Source organism: Bacillus sp. DB-2 (assembly GCF_003315125.1).
In the GTDB taxonomy this organism is placed as follows: Bacteria; Bacillota; Bacilli; order Bacillales; family Bacillaceae_G; genus Bacillus_A; species Bacillus_A mycoides.
In genome coordinates this window covers 357139-375169 of record NZ_QNRN01000002.1, presented here as the reverse complement: position 1 = coordinate 375169, position 18031 = coordinate 357139, and the positions used below count along the sequence as shown (strand labels likewise).

13 protein-coding genes and 2 pseudogenes are annotated in these 18031 nt (G+C 35.1%); 10 read left to right on the top strand and 5 right to left on the bottom strand.

Features of this window, described 5'->3' with window-relative positions; all coding sequences use genetic code 11:
- The first annotated feature begins 14 nt into the window (after positions 1-14).
- Positions 15-1757: an amidohydrolase gene (locus tag DET63_RS04870; protein WP_113936031.1), complete on the top strand. Its 1743-nt coding sequence runs from the start codon at positions 15-17 to the stop codon at positions 1755-1757.
- Between the two features lie 96 nt (positions 1758-1853).
- Positions 1854-2900, top strand: a complete 1047-nt coding sequence (locus tag DET63_RS04865) for an agmatine deiminase family protein (RefSeq protein WP_113936030.1) — start codon at positions 1854-1856, stop codon at positions 2898-2900.
- Positions 2901-2951: 51 nt separating this feature from the next.
- On the opposite strand, the gene pepF is transcribed toward DET63_RS04865, so the two are convergent.
- Positions 2952-4739 carry an oligoendopeptidase F gene (gene pepF, locus DET63_RS04860; RefSeq protein WP_113936029.1) on the bottom strand — a complete coding sequence of 596 codons (1788 nt, stop codon included), beginning with the start codon at positions 4737-4739 and terminating at the stop codon, positions 2952-2954.
- A gap of 118 nt (positions 4740-4857) precedes the next feature.
- Positions 4858-5649, bottom strand: a complete 792-nt coding sequence (locus DET63_RS04855) for an arylamine N-acetyltransferase family protein (RefSeq protein ID WP_113936028.1) — start codon at positions 5647-5649, stop codon at positions 4858-4860.
- Positions 5650-5863: 214 nt separating this feature from the next.
- Between DET63_RS04855 and amyS the strand changes: the two genes are divergently transcribed.
- On the top strand, positions 5864-7405 hold the full coding sequence (gene amyS / locus DET63_RS04850) for an alpha-amylase (protein ID WP_113936027.1): 1542 nt from the start codon (positions 5864-5866) through the stop codon (positions 7403-7405).
- 93 nt (positions 7406-7498) lie between these two features.
- On the opposite strand, the pseudogene betA reads toward amyS, so the two are convergent.
- Positions 7499-8128 (bottom strand): annotated as a pseudogene (gene betA, locus DET63_RS30900) (collagen-like exosporium glycoprotein BetA).
- A 449-nt stretch (positions 8129-8577) separates the two neighbouring features.
- Between betA and DET63_RS04840 the strand changes: the two are divergent.
- The 4 genes from DET63_RS04840 (at position 8578) to DET63_RS04825 (ending at position 13105) form a co-directional block, all read left to right on the top strand.
- Positions 8578-9294 carry a hypothetical protein gene (locus tag DET63_RS04840; protein ID WP_113936026.1) on the top strand — a complete coding sequence of 239 codons (717 nt, stop codon included), beginning with the start codon at positions 8578-8580 and terminating at the stop codon, positions 9292-9294.
- Between the two features lie 507 nt (positions 9295-9801).
- The gene (locus DET63_RS04835) at positions 9802-11703 is read left to right on the top strand and encodes an endonuclease MutS2 (RefSeq protein ID WP_113936025.1); all 1902 of its coding nucleotides are present in this window, start codon (positions 9802-9804) and stop codon (positions 11701-11703) included.
- A 6-nt stretch (positions 11704-11709) separates the two neighbouring features.
- Positions 11710-12234 (top strand): GNAT family N-acetyltransferase, encoded by a 525-nt coding sequence (locus DET63_RS04830; RefSeq protein ID WP_113936024.1) that lies wholly within the window; start codon positions 11710-11712, stop codon positions 12232-12234.
- A 160-nt stretch (positions 12235-12394) separates the two neighbouring features.
- Positions 12395-13105: a histidine phosphatase family protein gene (locus DET63_RS04825; protein WP_113936023.1), complete on the top strand. Its 711-nt coding sequence runs from the start codon at positions 12395-12397 to the stop codon at positions 13103-13105.
- A gap of 66 nt (positions 13106-13171) precedes the next feature.
- Here DET63_RS04825 and DET63_RS04820 read toward each other — a convergent pair whose 3' ends face one another.
- Positions 13172-14137: a quinone oxidoreductase family protein gene (locus DET63_RS04820; protein ID WP_061689243.1), complete on the bottom strand. Its 966-nt coding sequence runs from the start codon at positions 14135-14137 to the stop codon at positions 13172-13174.
- Positions 14138-14259: 122 nt separating this feature from the next.
- On the opposite strand from DET63_RS04820, the gene DET63_RS04815 reads away from it, so the two are divergent.
- Positions 14260-15147 carry a LysR family transcriptional regulator gene (locus tag DET63_RS04815; protein WP_113936022.1) on the top strand — a complete coding sequence of 296 codons (888 nt, stop codon included), beginning with the start codon at positions 14260-14262 and terminating at the stop codon, positions 15145-15147.
- Positions 15148-15437: 290 nt separating this feature from the next.
- Here DET63_RS04815 and DET63_RS04805 read toward each other — a convergent pair whose 3' ends face one another.
- Positions 15438-15926, bottom strand: a complete 489-nt coding sequence (locus DET63_RS04805) for a DinB family protein (protein WP_113936021.1) — start codon at positions 15924-15926, stop codon at positions 15438-15440.
- A 204-nt stretch (positions 15927-16130) separates the two neighbouring features.
- Between DET63_RS04805 and DET63_RS04800 the strand changes: the two genes are divergently transcribed.
- Both DET63_RS04800 and DET63_RS04795 read left to right on the top strand, forming a co-directional pair.
- Entirely contained in the window at positions 16131-16586 is a 456-nt protein-coding gene (locus DET63_RS04800) for a DinB family protein (RefSeq protein WP_113936020.1), read from the top strand.
- Positions 16587-16863: 277 nt separating this feature from the next.
- A pseudogene (locus tag DET63_RS04795) lies at positions 16864-17900 on the top strand (DUF4003 domain-containing protein).
- Positions 17901-18031 lie beyond the last annotated feature (131 nt).

The window sequence follows — 18031 nt, the reverse complement described above, 5'->3', positions numbered from 1 at the left end:
AAAGGAGAAAGAATATGAAAAGAACAATCATGATTATTTGTCTGATTCTAAGTATGACATGGGTTTCAGCGTGTACTCCTGGAGTAGGAGAAGGTGAGAATGGTAGCTTCGTTCTACCAAATCAGTTGCCAAAAAATGTAGTGTTTAAAAATGGTACAATCTATACTTCAAATGACAAGCAAGACATTGTAGAGGCTGTAGCCGTTAAAGAAGGGAAAATTACATTTGTTGGTTCAAACAAAGATGTAGAAGGATTTATAAATGAAGATACGAAAGTGGTGGATTTACAAGGGCGTTTTATTCTTCCTGGTTTTGTGGACAATCACAATCATATATTTGAGGCGAAATCACCAGCAGCAGGGAATTGTAGTGTTTCACCGGATGCTGCGCTGCAAGAACAACGCTCGTATTTAAAGGCTTGTAAAAAAGATGTGAAAGATGGTGAATGGATAAGCGGAACAGGATTTAGTTTGGAAGAGCTGTTAAAAGATATGGATGAAAAATCAGAACATCAAACCCCATTACAAGTTCTTGATGAGCTATTTCCTAATAACCCGGTATTAATTATGGAAAGAACTTCTCATTCTGTATGGGTTAACTCAAAGGCATTGGAATCAGCAGGAATAAATAAAGAGACGAAAGATCCGCAAGGCGGAAGAATCATTCGGGATCCAGAGACAGGAGAACCTTTTGGAATTCTGTATGATACAGCTGGGGATATCGTGATGGAAAAAGCATGGAATTCTCAGCCCAATCTCTTTGAAAAAAATTATGAAGGTTTGTTAGACGGTTTAGATGAGGTTGCGAAGAATGGAATTACTACAGTCGGCGATGGACGTCTCTATTGGAAACGAGGCTGGTTAGATGTTTGGAATAAAGTAAATGATGAGAAAAAGTTAACATCGCGAGTAGTACTTCGTCCGTGGGTATATCCGAACTTAAATGAAGCAGAACAAATGGAGTATTTCAAAAAAATTAAGCGTGATGATGTATCATCTCGAATGCTTATTAATCAAGTGAAAATGTATAGTGATGGAATTAGCATTAACAGCACAGCTAAAATACTAGAAAAATATAAATTTGAGTGGTTTAAGGGAACACCGTATGGCTTGAACTATATTCCAGAAGAAAAAATGAAATGGTGGTTAACGGAACTTAATAAACTTGGTTACGGTGCACTCATTCATACGATTGGGGATGGCGGGGTAAGAGAGAGTTTAAATGCAATTGAAGCAGCGAAAAAAGAAGGTGCAAATCAGCCTTATACGCTCACACATGTTGAGATGGTAGAAGATAGTGATATAAATCGTTTTGCTAAGTTAGGTATTAGCGCTGATTTTCAAGTAGGCCATGATTTTGCGGAAGATCCTAAACAAAGCTGGGCAAGTACGTATTTTACAGATCAACAGATGAAACGAATTATGCCGTTAGGGCGAATTTGGAAAACAGGAGCAAATGTATCGCTTAGTAGTGATTGGGACGTAAATGAACTAAATCCACTTGTGACAATTTCGAATGCATTAAGTATTGAAGAGAAAGGCTTATCTGATATATATGCAGCTATTGATGCTTATACGATTAAGCCCGCCAAAGCATTAGGCCTTGATAATATTACTGGTTCAATTGAAGTAGGTAAATCAGCCGATATGGTATTACTAAATGAAGATATCACTAAAATGAGTGTCGATAAGATTCCGAATGCGAAAGTTTTAGTGACGGTTTTACAAGGAGAAGTAGTGTATCACAAGGGAAAATAAAGAATCAGTTTATGAAGTAGTTAATATATTTCTGTTGACCTTAACACGATGTCAAAGTTTAGACTGAATTTACATTCGAAGAAGGGGTGAACATGTATGAGAAATATGGAAAATAGTTTGTTTTATATGCCAGCTGAGTGGGAAAAGCATGAGGGGACATGGCTCCAATGGCCTCATGATAAAGCTCATAGAGGTGAAGGTTACAGAGCTAAGTTAGATGATATTTGGGTAACGATGGCAAAGGAGCTTCATTACGGAGAAATTGTGCATATTGTTGTATATGATGAAGAAGAAAAAGTACATGTCCAATCGAAGTTAATGGAAGCGAAAGTGGATATGGATAAAATTGATTTCTTAGTTCAAGAGACGGATGATGTATGGATAAGAGATAACGGACCGATCTTTGTAAAAGATAAGGAAGGCAAGCTCTGCTTAACACACTGGGTATTTAATGGGTGGGGTGAGAAATATCCGTATGAAAATGATACGGGTATTCCGGCGGAAATAAGTGAAATGTATAACATTCCAAAAGTTAATTCTAGTGTCTGTCTAGAAGGTGGAGGAATAGAGATAAACGGAAATGGAACCTTAATGGCGGCAAAAACTTCTATTATAAATGAAAATCGAAACCCTACACTAAGTCAGGAAGAGATTGAAATAGAGTTAACGAAGCATTTGGGGGTCACGAATTTTATATGGATAACGGGCATTCGCGGTGAGGATAATTATGATGAAGATACGGATTACCATATTGATGGGGCAGCACGTTTTGTAAATGAAAATACGATTCTTTATGAATATGATCCTTTTGGGGAGAGTGAATCCTACCTTTTGGAGGCACAGGAAAAGCATTATCAAGAATTGCGACAAGCGAGAAATATAGATGGAAATCCATTTCAGCTCATCCCAGTACCTGTAACAAGAAAAGTGGTAAAAGAGGCAGACTGTAAGGGCTCGTATTTGAACTTTTATATTGGAAATGAAGTTGTATTAGTTCCTATATATGGTGATGAACATGACAAGTTAGGGCTTCAAATCATTGAAGGGCAGTTTCCAGGAAGAAGAATTGTCGGTGTTTATGTAAATGAACTGTATGCGTATGGTGGTATGATTCATTGTGTGACGCAGCAACACTTAGTATAAAGTAACCGAAATGAAAAAAGCATGCAGATTCTATAATCTGCATGCTTTTTTCTATAATGCTGAAAACTCTTCAACAAGTTGGGTGAATCGATTTAATGCACTTTCAATCGGTTCTGGCGTAGTTAAATCAACGCCAGCTTTTTTCAGTAGATTTAATGGATAGTCTGAACTACCGCCTTTAAGGAATTCAATATAGTTTTTCTGAGCATTTGGATCGCCGCTTAATAATTTATCGGCGATTTGAATGGCAGAAGCGAAGCCCGTTGCGTATTTGTATACGTAAAATGGACGGTAGAAATGAGGGATTCTAGACCAGCCATATTTTACTTCTTCGTCAAATACAAGTGAATCACCGTTATATTCTCTAAATAACTTTTCATAAATTTCGCTAAAGACTTGGGCGTTTAGTGGTTTACCTTGCTCGGCCATTTCATGTGTGATTTTTTCAAATTCTGCAAACATGATTTGTGTAAAGAAAGTACCTTTAAAGCTATCGATAAAGTAGTTAATTAAATGATTACGTACGTTCGTTTCTTTTGCTTCTTTTAATAAATAATGAATTAATAACACTTCATTTACGGTAGAAGCGACTTCCGCTACGAAAATGGAATAGTGTGCAGAAATTCTTGGTTGGTATCCGTGTGAGTAATGCGTATGCATACCGTGTCCGCATTCATGAGTAAGGGTGAAAAGGCTATTTAAATCATCATGATGATTTAAAAGAATGAAAGGATGAACACCGTATACACCAAAATTATAAGCACCAGAACGTTTTCCTGGTGTTTCTCTCACGTCTATATAGCGTTTATTTTTAAAGTTTTTTAATGTTTCGATATATTCTTCACCTAAAGGAGCTAGTGACGCGATCATTATATCAAACGCTTCGTCGTATGGAATGTCTTGTTTTACACCTTTTACTAAATCAACACTCAAGTCGTATTGTCTTAGTTCATCTACATTTAATTTTTCTTTTCTAAGTTCATTATACGTATGTAATGATTGAATGTTTTTTTTCGTCGTATCGATTAAATTTTCATATACTTCTTCCGGAACCATGTCGCCAAATAATGATTTTTCTAAAGCTGATGGATATTTTCGTAGCTTTGAGACAGTAACATTATTTTTAATAGCTGCGGACAAAGTAGAAGCGATAGAATTCTTTAATTGAACGTATGGTTTGTAATAAGCTTTATAGGCTTCTTCACGTTTCTCACGATTCTCATCTTCTATTAGCTTTGAATACATTCCACGTGTTAAGTTTACTTTTTCTCCATCATCAGTAGTCACTTCACCAAAAATTATATCTGCATTATTTAACATGCCAAATGTATGCTGCGGGGAGGAGAGTGCTTCACCCATTTGTGATAAAATCTCTTCTTGGTCTTTATTCAAAACGTGTTTTTTATAACGGTATAACTCAAATAAGTCTTCTTTATAATAGTGTAAGCCTTCTGTTTCTTCTATGTAAGAATGTAATGTGTTTTCATCTACACTAAGTAAGAATGGGGAAAAGAAAGATTTAGCCGCACTTACTTTCACGTGTAATTGTGATACTTTATCGACAAGGGATTGAGCGTCAGTATCGCGTGTATCAAGATCAGATTGTAATCGTGCATAAGCGAACATTAAAGATATTATGCTAGATATTTCTTCACTCTTTGTTAAATAAGCTAATAAACTATTGCCGTCGTGAATATTTCCATTAAACTTGTGTAATTCATTCGTTAATACTTCAATTTTATGAAAATCGCTTTCACAATCTTCAATTGTATGATAAATATCCGTTAAATCCCATTTTTCTTTATCAGCTACTTGTAGTCGATCTTTAAGTTCTGTCATAATCATTTCCTTTCTAAATATGTAGTTATATTCCTATATAACTATGAAATACAACAAATTGCAAAAAATCCCTGCTGGAAAATAAAAAGCCTTGCCGGAAATGGCGAGGCTTTAAAAGTTATAATGTAATGCCGAACGTTGAATGAAGGAGGTTTGTATATTGCTCTTTTGTAATTGTTTCTTTTGTTTTATTTCTATTTTTCGTTACTGTAAGGCTATCTTTTGTTAATGATGCGTGCCCGTCATGAGTAAGTTTTACAACAAGAGGTACTTTGTTAAATGGTGAACCTTCATGTTCAACAATAATTTTTTGTGCTGCATTTACTTTCGGTTCATCCACTTCTTCCAAGTAAAATGCATAACCTACTGTCCAATCATCAGTAGAAGATTGATCTAGAAACTCATTGCTTTTACGCATTTCTAAAATATAATTACCTTTTTCAGTCGTTTCTTTACGAATACGATAGTCGCCTGTTACAGAATGAACGATCTCACCTGAGAAAGGAACAGGGGAAAGGGGTAAATATGATCCGAAACCTACTTCAATTAAGTAAAGTTCATTATGATGTTGTAAAACAGTTGCGATATGCCCTGAATCTACAGCCCATATAGAATTTGCAGCGTTATAAACTGTTCCTGAAACGAGATGGACATCGAATTTAGAGTCTTTAAGGAAGTAATACATAGCCGGATTCAATTCATAACAAAGGCCGCCACGGTTGTTTATTAAAATTTTTTCTTTTAGATTTTCTTTTGATATTTCTTTAAAGTTGTTTTCGAGAATATTTAAGTTTTCAAAAGGGACAGATTGTGACATTGCGTACATAATGTTAGGTAAATCTTCAAATGAAACTGTTTCTTTTTCTTCTATATTTAATCGTGCGAAAAATTGTTTTTGAAAGTTTGTCATGAAAATCCCTCCGTTATGATTTTATAGGTAAATTGTAAACAATCTTGAATAAGATGTGAAATTTAAACTATGTGGGGGTACTTGTGGAATATGTGAAGTTACATGAAAAATAATGTGAGAGATTAAAAGATTACTACTTTACTAACTGTAGAACGAATATTATAATAATTTTAATAAATTATGCAAACGTTTTCTTGAAGGGGATGGTGTAAATATGATGAAAAGAATAACAGTAGTCGGCTTGTCGGTTTTTTTGTTTTTACCTAGTATATATGGGGGGAGTAAAGCGTATGCAGATACGGTTAACAATGGAACGTTAATGCAGTATTTTGAGTGGTATGCTCCGAATGATGGGAATCATTGGAACCGCTTGCATTCAGATGCTGAAAATTTAGCTCAGAAAGGAATTACATCTGTCTGGATACCGCCTGCATATAAAGGAACTACGCAAAATGACGTAGGATATGGAGCATATGATTTATATGACTTAGGGGAATTCAATCAAAAAGAAACGGTACGAACAAAATATGGGACGAAAGCACAATTGAAATCTGCAATTGAAGCTTTACATAAGCAAAACATCGATGTATACGGTGATGTAGTTATGAATCATAAAGGTGGAGCAGATTATACTGAAACTGTAACAGCTGTTGAGGTAGACCGTAACAATCGAAATATTGAGGTGTCAGGTGATTATGAAATTAATGCATGGACGGGGTTTAACTTTCCTGGGCGCGGAGATACTTATTCTAATTTTAAATGGAAATGGTATCATTTTGACGGAACGGATTGGGATGAAGGAAGAAAATTAAACCGAATTTATAAATTTAGGGGTATAGGTAAAGCGTGGGACTGGGAAGTGTCTAGCGAGAATGGAAATTATGATTATTTAATGTATGCAGATCTTGATTTTGATCATCCAGATGTTGCGAATGAGATGAAAAATTGGGGGACGTGGTATGCGAATGAATTAAATTTAGATGGCTTTCGTTTAGATGCTGTTAAACATATTGATCATGAATATTTACGCGATTGGGTAAATCATGTCAGAAAACAAACCGGGAAAGAAATGTTTACAGTAGCTGAATATTGGCAAAATGACATCCAGACTTTAAATAATTATTTAGCGAAGGTCAATTATAATCAATCTGTATTTGATGCACCGCTTCATTACAACTTTCATTATGCTTCAAAAGGAAATGGGAATTATGATATGAGAAATATTTTAAATGGAACAGTAATGCAAAATCACCCTGCACTCGCAGTTACTCTCGTTGAGAATCATGATTCTCAGCCTGGGCAGTCATTGGAATCTGTAGTAAGTCCGTGGTTTAAACCGTTGGCATATGCATTTATTTTAACTCGTGCAGAGGGCTATCCTTCAGTTTTCTATGGTGATTACTATGGGACGAACGGAAATAGTAGTTATGAAATTCCAGCGTTAAAAGATAAAATTGATCCGATTTTGACGGCACGAAAAAACTTTGCATATGGTACGCAGCGTGATTATTTAGACCATCCAGATGTGATTGGCTGGACAAGAGAAGGTGATGGTGTACATGCTAATTCTGGTTTAGCGACATTACTCTCAGACGGACCAGGAGGATCAAAGTGGATGGATGTTGGAAAGAATAACGCTGGGGAAGTATGGTACGATATTACGGGTAATCAAACAAATACTGTAACAATTAATAAAGATGGATGGGGGCAGTTCCATGTAAATGGAGGCTCGGTTTCCATATATGTTCAGCGGTAAATTGGTGATGAAAAGAAGAGGTAGACTGAAATATAAGTCTTACTCTTCTTTTTATATTGTTATCATTCCTAAATCTTTATTTTAATAAATGAACTAGTCGACTTTTGAAACAACAAGAGATGCATTGGAATAAATAATGTCACCCGTGGCTTCTCTTATTCGTACTCGAAGGACATCTCCTTGGTTTAAAGGTAATAGATCAGTTCTAGCGGATGTAGTTCTTACCCCAGAACCACCACCAACTCGTGTTTCAATGGCGAATTGAATGGAATCATTTATTGTAAGGTTTAATATACTAGACGAAATAGCTTGTATCACAAATACAATTGAAAAAGATACAGAGTACACACCAGTGGTATCAATTGTAATGGAGTTGTCTACTGGGGTTAGAGTAGTTCAACTAACAGGTCCTGGAATTGTCAAATTAACATTTGTATTAACTACTGCTGAAAAACCGATACCTACTTCAGAAGTTATTGTTCCAAATACCGGGAGAATTCCTAAACCGGTCGCTCCAGTGGGACCGGTTATTCCGATTCCAGTAATTCCTGTAACACCAGTAGGACCAGTTATTCCAATTCCAGTAAAATCTGTCGCACCGGTAGGTCCTGTGATTCCAGTAGGTCCGGTTGGGAATGTAAATGGTGGAATTGGTGGGAGTGTGGGGCCAATTAAATGTGGTTCAAGAGCAGGTCCATGTAAAATAATATATTCTTCGCTCATATAGTAACCTCCTATGATTGCTTGTCATAATTATTAAATGTATTAGGGTAAGTAAATGACATTCGCAATAGCGGAGGCGCTTATTTAATTATTCTACAACGAAATTAAAGTTGCTACTTTAAAATTGGATACGATAAAAACCGTACTGTGATTGCTATAGAACTAAATATTAGTATGTTTTTAACGTGATTTTAATAGATGTTATATTTGCTTTACGATAAAATGATTATAGTGTAAAAATACACTATAAGTGTAAAGTGATAACAAATGGGTGTTTTTACACTTGTGGTTATTAGTTTTTTCTAAAGCAAGATGATGAGTTTTTATTATTCAAGTCAGTGAAGACAATTTGATGTAGCGGTTATTAGAGGAAGTTCTTTATATAAATCGTAATTTAAAATTTTTAAGGGTATTTCTGTATAGGAAGTAGTAGCAAAAGGAGAGGCGATATGAAGAAAATAAAAATGAAATATAGCATAGTTTTTAGTTTATTACTATTAACATCATGTGATATATCGGATGAAGAAATTGAACAAAAAGCACAAAATTATACAAAAGCGGAATATGGTATGTCTGTTAAATTAAACGGAGTTGAAACACTGGATAACGGAAAGGATTTCCTTGGTCCAAAGGGGCGGATAGCTTCTGTGCAGCAAGTCGATGAACCGCATTTGCAATTTCAACTTTATTTTGATGGACAAATCTCTCCAGAAGTAAATAATGACAATTATAAAATGAAAAAGAAAACATATGATTTACAAGGGGAATTTAATACATATTATGGAGAGAAAGGGAATAATACTATACTTATTTTCGATCAAATGCAGACTGGGGATAATGTTTCCGATAAGAATGCTGAGAAAAAAATAACGAAGAAAAATTTACGCCAGTATTATACGGCAGTTTTTAAAAGTAATACTGTTTTAGATGTAAACAATTCTGTACATATGGAGACATTAGCGGAGGTTGCAAGAAGTATTCAGGAATTTAATAAAACGATTGAAGATAGTAAGGGTAGTGTGGATGATATAACGATTCAGTTGCCAAATACTAATAAAGATGTATTACAAAATATTGCTGTAGATTATATAGTAACGGCTGAAGATGCGAAAAAGACCCTTGAGAAAAAGGTTGATTATATGAAAGTTTTACAGTCTACAAAGTGAAAAAAGCATTATCCGAAAAAATTGTCCTTCCTCAGGTGTGAAAGGCAATAGTCTGACACCTTTACTTCTTGCAAAACATATAGTATGATGATTTCAATAAATTAGATTTCAATGAACATAAAATATAAATTAATGAGAGGTGCTTTTTGTGAGTGCGGTAGGTACTAAATAGGAAAAATTTAATGAAATAAATCGGATAAGACCAGGGGATTTTTATGTACATCATACCCCTAATTTTGTCATGGATTTATTTCGAAACCTATGAAGATACCTACAATACTTTATAAAGCGTGTAATAAGGGGGTTGCCATCTGTTTTTTTATGGCTTATTTCCTCATATGTTATTACACTTGCCTTGTAAATGTAAAAGCTGCGGTATCCCCGCAGCTTTTTTGTATATGTTTTTAATGTATAAAAATGGTAATTGAATAATGTAGAATTCATTGGAATCTAATGAGTAGGTATCTTCATTGATGATAGAAATCAATCATAGTGAGGAGAAACAAAATGAATACGATGACTTTTGAAAAGTTACAATATAACGAATTAAAGGATATAGTGAAATCTTATTGTGTAAGTGGATTAGGTAAAGAACTATTAAATAAATTAGAGCCGAGTACGAGTATAAAAGTAGTGAGGAATCGCTTGAATGAAACGACAGAAGCACGAGCTATAGTAGATGCAGAAGGGCATGTGCCTTTCTTCGGAATTTCTAATATCGCTAGTACAATTCAAAAATTAGAAAAAGGGATGATTTTAGATCCAGCAGAGTTAGTAAGTGTTTCAGACTTTTTACGTGGCTGTAGAAAGATTAAAAATTTTATGTTAGATAAAGAATTTTTTGCGCCAGTATTAGCTTCTTATGCGAATTCAATGACTGAATATAAAAGTATTGAAGAGGAAATTAACTTTTCAATTAAAGGAAATAGCATTGATTCTGCTGCTAGTAAAGAGTTAAAACGAATTCGCAATAACATTGATTCTGTAGACGGAAAAATAAAAGAACGTTTAACGAAGTTTTTAAATAGTAGTGCAAATAAGAAATATATTCAGGAATTCTTTATTAGTAAGAAGGACGATAGGTATACGATTCCAATTAAATCTTCTTATAAAAATCAAGTTGCGGGAAGTATAGTTGAAGCTTCGGCTAAAGGTTCAACTGTATTTATAGAACCGCATACGGTTACAAAGTTAAATACGGAACTCGCAAGTTGGAAAGCAGAAGAAGCGATGGAAGAGTATCAAATTTTAGCGACTTTATCAGGAATGGTATTAGAAAATGTTTATCATATAAAAATTAATATGGAACTAATTAGCCAATATGATATGGTATTTGCGAAAGCGAAGTTTAGTAAATCAATCGATGGAATAGAGCCGAAATTAAACGATCATGGCTACATTCATTTAATGAATTGTAAGCATCCGCTTTTAAGTGGAAAAGTAGTACCATTAAACTTTGAAATCGGTCAAGAATACCGTAGTTTAATTATTACTGGGCCGAATGCAGGCGGGAAAACAATTGTGCTAAAAACAATTGGATTGTTAACATTAGCGACAATGTCAGGCCTTCACATCGCTGGAGATAAAGAAACGGAAATTGCTATTTTCGAAAATGTATTTGTAGACATTGGTGATAACCAAAGTATCGAAAATGCACTAAGTACATTTTCATCTCATATGAAAAATCTTTCTGAAATTATGAGGATGTCAAATAATAATACGTTACTGTTATTTGACGAAATAGGAAGCGGTACAGAACCGAATGAAGGTGCGGCGCTTGCGATATCTATTTTAGAAGAATTTTATCTTGCGGGATGTATTACAATTGCGAGTACGCATTACGGTGAAATTAAACGCTTTTCAGAAATGCATGATGATTTTATGAACGCAGCAATGCAATTTAATAGTGAAACACTAGAGCCACTTTATAAATTAGTGATCGGTAAATCAGGTGAAAGTAATGCACTTTGGATTGCGAATAAAATGAATGTGAGAGAACATGTACTGCAAAGAGCGAAAGAGTATATGGGAAATAAAGAATACGCTCTAGAAAAAGTGAATGAAAGTAAGATTAGAAAACCGAAAATGGTGCAAGAAAAAAGAGAAAATGACTATGAATATAAAATCGGCGACCGTGTGAATTTGTTAGATCATAACGATTTCGGGATTGTATATAAGGAAAAAAATAATTTCTATAATGTCGTTGTATATTATAACGGTGAATTCGTTGAAGTGAATGTGAAACGTATTACTTTAGAGGTAGCGGCGAAAGAATTATACCCAGAAGGATATGATTTAAATACACTATTTGTTGATTATAAAGAAAGAAAAATGCAACACGATATTGAGCGCGGATCGAAAAAAGCGCTTCGTAAAATTGAAAAAGAAATAAGAAAGAATAGAGGATAATATAGAATGGTAACGATTAGACAAGAACAAAAAAATGATTATAGTAAGACAGAAGAAGTTGTAAAACAAGCGTTTTTAAATGAAGAATTTAGTGATAAAAAGGAACATGAACTTGTAAAACGTATTAGAGAATGTGACACGTTTGTTCCAGCTTTATCAATTGTTGCGGTAGATGAGGAAATCGTTGGTCACATTATGTTATCGAAAATTACAATAGAACAAGATGAGGCTTCTGTAGATTCATTAGCGCTTGCGCCAGTATCAGTAGCTAGGGGCCATCAGAAGAAAGGAATTGGTGGAAAGCTTATTGGAGCTGCGTTAGAAAAAGCGAAAGAACTTGGATACGGGTCAGTTGTAGTATTAGGACATCCAGAGTACTATCCGAAATTTGGCTTTAAGAAAGCAAGTGAGTGGAATATAAAAGCACCATTTGAAGTACCTGATGAAGTGTTTATGGCGATGGAACTTAGAGAGAATGCTCTTCAAGGTGTAGAAGGAATTGTACAATATTCGAGTGCTTTTGCTGAGTAGGAGTATCGGTTAAGAAATGTAATCATAAAAGATGCTATCTTTTTGTAGGGATATACAGAAAGATAGCTTTTTTTATTAAGCAGATCTACTTACGTATATTTTGCTCAATGAATAATTGAGATGGTAAAATTGATATAGAAATGTAAAGGGAGAGAATAGAATGAAGAAGCGAGAAACAGATAGCAATGAGAATGTAGTTACGTTATATGTTACAAGACACGGTAAAACAATATTAAATGCGAATCATCGCGCGCAAGGTTGGGCAGACTCTCCGTTAGTAGAAAAAGGTGTGGAAGTTGCCTCTAATTTAGGAACGGGATTAAAAGATATTCATTTTATGAATGCGTATAGTAGTGATAGCGGTCGAGCGATTGAAACTGCTAATTTAGTATTAAAATATAGTGAGCAATCAAAATTGAAACTTGAGAAAAGAAAAGATTTACGAGAATTAAATTTTGGTATTTTTGAAGGTGAAAAACTTGAAAATATGTGGGATGTGGTTGGAAAAGCTGCGGGCGTTGCATCTCCAGAAGAACTCATGAAGTTTTCTATTCAAGAAGTGATTAATCTTATTAGAGCAGCAGACCCTACGAAACAGGCGGAAGATTGGGAATTATTTTCTACTCGCATAAAAACAGAGATTGATAAAATTAGTGAAGAAGCTGCTAAAAATGGAGGTGGCAACGTTCTAGTTGTCGTTCATGGGCTTTTGATTACTACCTTAATAGAAATGTTAGACAGTAGTAAAACAAAACTTGGAGTGGAAAATGCTAGTGTGACGAAGATTGTATATCAAGATGGAACATACACAGTCGAGTCTGTTGGAGATATGAGTTATGTTGCAAAAGGGAAAGAAAGTGTGGAAATATAATTATATCTCAAATAGAAATAAGAAAGGGAAGCTAGAAAATCTAGCTTCCCTTTCTTATTTTGTAAATTATGGGGTTAATAAAATCTTCCCAGTACTTTTTCGGCTCTCTAATAATTCATGTGCAAGAGCACCATCTTGTAAAGAGAATGTAGTAGGACTTGCAATGTTTAGTTTTCCAGTTGTAATCCATTCGAATAATTGAGAGGAACGCTCTTTTCGCTCTTCGTGAGTCGTAAGCACATTCCAGAGATCTCCGCCGGTTAAAGTCTTTGAAGTATCCATAAGCATACGTGGATCTACAGGCGTTGGATTACCGCCAGCCATTCCGTAAAATACGACAGTACCACCAACTTTAGTCGCTTTAAAGCTTTCTTCTAATGTAGAACCTACGGATTCATACACAACATTTACTCCGGCACCATTAGTTAATTCAAGTACTTTCGTATGCCATGCTTCAGTATATAAAAATACGTGATCAGCACCAGCTAACGTAGCTACTTGTGCTTTTTCTTTTGATGATGTAAGACCGATTACTTTTCCGCCCTGTAGTTTAATCATTTGGATGAGAAGCTGACCAACACCACCAGCTGCGGCATGTACTAAAGCTATATCACCCTGTTTTATTTGATAGCTATCTTTCGTTAAATAATGTGCTGTTAATCCTTGTAATAAGACAGAAGCGGCTGTTTCAAAAGAAATAGAGTCTGGAAGTGTAATTGCTTTTTCAGATGGAACGGCAACTAATTCTGCATTTGAGAATGGAACGTCAGCAAATGCAATGTGGTCTCCGGGATTGATAGTAGTAACGTTAGCTCCTACTTTTTCAACAATACCAGCGCCTTCATAACCTAATATATAAGGCGGGTTACCAGCGAGATGATAATCGCCGCGGCGTCTATAAATATCAGCGAAATTTAAACCGATTGCTTGCATGCGAACAAGAACTTCATTTGGATTTATGATTGGATCATGTATTTCTTTATATTGTAGTACATCTGGACTTCCAAACTGTTCGAAACAAAGTGCTTTCATATGGAATACCTCCATTTTATTGTTTGTCGATGCTATTTATCATACAATACAAATATCAATAGACAAAGAGGATTATTTCGATGGAATCAATTGGAAATACCGATTGAAAAGAGGGATGATAAATGGAGATAAAACAATTAATTACATTTAAAGTAGCAGCGGACACTTTGAACTTTACGCAAACTGCGAAGAAATTGAACTTTGCTCAATCGAGTGTAACGGCGCAAATTAAAACGTTAGAGGCTGAGCTAGGCACGCCATTATTTGAAAGGTTAGGAAAACGTCTTTTCTTAACTGAAGCAGGCAGGAAGTTTCAACTATATGCTGATAAGATGATTGCACTCAGTAACGAAGCGAAAATGGCTGTGAAAGATGATGAGGAAATAGCGGGTACGTTAATAATCGGTGCACAAGAAAGTCAATGTACATATAGACTTCCTTCTATATTAAAGAGGTTTAAAGCGCAATTTCCACAAATTAAGCTTATATTTAAACCAGCGCATTCCAATAAAGATGCGAAGGAACAATTGATGGAGGGAAAAGTCGATCTTGCCTTTATTTTGGACGAATGTAAAACAGAAGATGCTTTACATGTGGAGCCGCTTATGAAAGAAGAATTAAAAGTAGTAGCTGCTCCTACGCATCGTTTACTTGAGCAACCTTCCGTTTCTACAAAAGATTTAGAAAGCGAAACACTTTTACTAACAGAACTAGGTTGCTCGTATCGGACTTTATTTGAAGAGTTATTCCGTGCGGAAGATGTATACCCAGCAAATAAGATTGAATTTGTTAGTGTCGAGGCAATTAAACAATGCGTTATTGCAGATTTAGGTATAGCAGTTTTGCCAGCAATAGTAGTAGAAAAAGATATACGAGAGGGAACGATAAAGGAATTAGTCTTAAAGAATACAATCACTCCGATCTATACGCAAATTGCTTGGCATAAAGATAAATGGATGACAGCGCCACTGCAGCAATTTATTGAGGTGACGAGGGAGTCTTTTAATTAACGGGTGTTATAAGTGAGGAATTAATATAATAAACGATTAACTTATTTACGGAAAGAAAGAGCATGTTTTGAAATAGATTAATCAAAACGTACTCTTTCTTTTTTGTGTTTATCCCGCTATTTGTGGGCAGTAAGACTCCCACCTTAAAATTTGGCTGGAGCAAAGAAGTTAGGTGGGAGATCAACTGCCCGTAAACGCCCGATTGGTGAAGGCTAATAATCAGTGGAGGACGAACAAAGCCCCCACTGATTATTAGCCTTCACTTTATTAAGTTCAGTTGCAGTAATTAATTAACTAAGGTCTGTGTCAGGAGGAGTGTATCCGAGGTGACGAGCCATGGATACAATTTGACCTTTATGATGAAATTCATGTGTTTCCGCATGAGTTAAAAGCCATAACGGAGTTGTGCTCCAAGGTTCTTTTTGCCATTTCACTTCATTTGCTATATTTTCGAGCCAACGGTCATTGTATTCATCTAAAAAACGCATTACAACCTCATCGACTAACTTAAATCTAGCACGAACTTTCTCGACATCTGCATGCTCAATTTCATAATCACTAGCGAATGAAAAATCTGCTCGTTTTTGCTTGAATGCGAATGATCCAAGCCAGTATCGGTAGCAATCGGCTACATGAATATGGGTTTTTAAAATGCTGCCACTTCCGAAATTAGGAACAGTGCTATGTAATTTTTCTAATGGGATTTCTTCCAAAAACGAAAATAGAGTTTCTCTTGTAGAGCTAATAAGATTATATTGTTGTTTTAAAATATGTAACATGAAATTAACACTCCTCTTTTATTTACTAAACTATTTGTGTAGTAAGTAATTCTATATGTACGAGAGGTGAACCTTTTTATTATTTTTACTAGGCATATTAGATGTATTTCTTCATTGTTTCTGATAGATTAAACAAGGTGAAACTTTAATAAGTTTAACATCCTTAGTTCATAATAAATTGTACATAAAAAAGGAGACGATAAAATGAATAGAATAATTGGTTTAAAACAATTTGAAATAACGCGTGGGGCATTACTTCAATTTATGGAAACGTTAGATGACAAAACTGCGGATACGCAGCCGGAGGGCTTTAACAATACAATTCGCTGGCATATCGGTCATGTGTTAACGGCAGCAGAAGTTTTCATGTTTGGAAAAGAATTTAAACAATTACCAACTGAATATCCAGGTATGTTTGGATATGGTTCAAGACCATCTAAATGGAAAACAGAAGGGCCATCATTAGATGTGTTAACGGTTCAATTAAAAGAACAAGCGAAGCGCATTCAAGAAATTCCAGCAGAAGCATTTGAAAATAAACTTCCAGAGCCATTTTTAGGGTTGGAAACAGTTGGAGAGCTTTACGGTATGATGCTTTATCATGAAGCAGACCATATTGGGCAAATGAAGGCGATGGAACGTATTATTAAGGCTCTTTAGTTTTGGGTAAAGTTAAATAATATATAGACAAAAAAGGGTAGATAATTTATTATCTATCCTTTTTTGTTGTTGAACTTCTTGAAGGATTAAGGATTATGAACGCTAATCATCTTGATGCTGATGAAGAAGGAAAGAAAACCAACCAACCAATTAGGATAAAGAAACATCCTAAATTTTATGGTAGTTATTATTTTTTTTGTATTACTTAATAGAAAAAAAATAATACAGAAGAAAGTATAAGGTTGCAAAATCTGTATGAAATAGGGTATTCCTAAATATGGAATATACGTATAATAAAAGAGAGGAACTAGAAAATGGGGGAATACTATGATTACATTGGAACAAAAGTTGGAGCAATACACACATACATATGCACAGTTAAAGGGAGAACTAAAATGGAAAACAAGTGATTCTCGAACAGGTATGATGATTGCTGCTATGTATGCAGGTAGTGATAAACTGTTTGATCTCGGACGTTTTTTAGAAATTAGTAGTTATATTAAGAATCAGGTAGGGATGTTTTCATACTTAAAGTCTTATCATCGCTTTGTGGTGTCCGCAACATTAGATATTCACTTTACAGATTACAAGGAAGCTTTTCAGAGGTTTTTAGATTTATATGAACAATTGGTCGCTGGTGGCTTTAGCCGGAGTATATTTACTTATCTCGCAGCAGCTGTGCTTTTAACAGAAGAAAATGAACAGCATGGCACGCACATTCAGCGTTCGATGCAAGTATATAAACGGATGAAAGAGGATCATCTTTTTCTTACAGGTACAAATGATTATCCACTCGCGGTTTTACTAGCAGGACAATCAGAGAATGTAGAAACACTTATGGACCGAGTAGAACGTCTTTATCAGAAACTAGCGAAAGCTGGTTTGCGTAAAGGGAATGATCTTCAGTTTTTAAGTCATATCCTCTCACTAAAGAAGGATGTCCGTGAAGAAATGTTAGTTGCAACATGTACAAACATATGGAATTTGTTAAAACAAGAAAAGATAAAAGTGAAACAGATGCATTATCCAGCTATCGGGTTACTAGCGTTACTTGAGGATGGAGAAAAAGAGATTCATTCTATTAAAGCATTGATTGAAAAATTGCAGGGGGAGAAATTATTCCGTTGGCATACAGATACGAATATTCTTATTGCTATTCAACTGTTTGTAAGTCAGAAAGGTGAGGAGAGTAAAGCTACCAACACAGGTTTACAAACTATGATAGAAGTCCTCATACAAGCACAGCAGGCAGCTATGATGGCAACGATTGCCGCTTCATCTGCAGCAACCTCTTCTGCTAGTACTAGTTCATAATGTGCAACTGCTTATGCTCTCGTAAATTATGATGAACCTATAATGCCTTTGATGAGGATGGTTTAAAAAATATTAATAAAAAAGGCCCATCACTCTCTAATGAGTGATGGGCTAACTGTTTTTACATAATC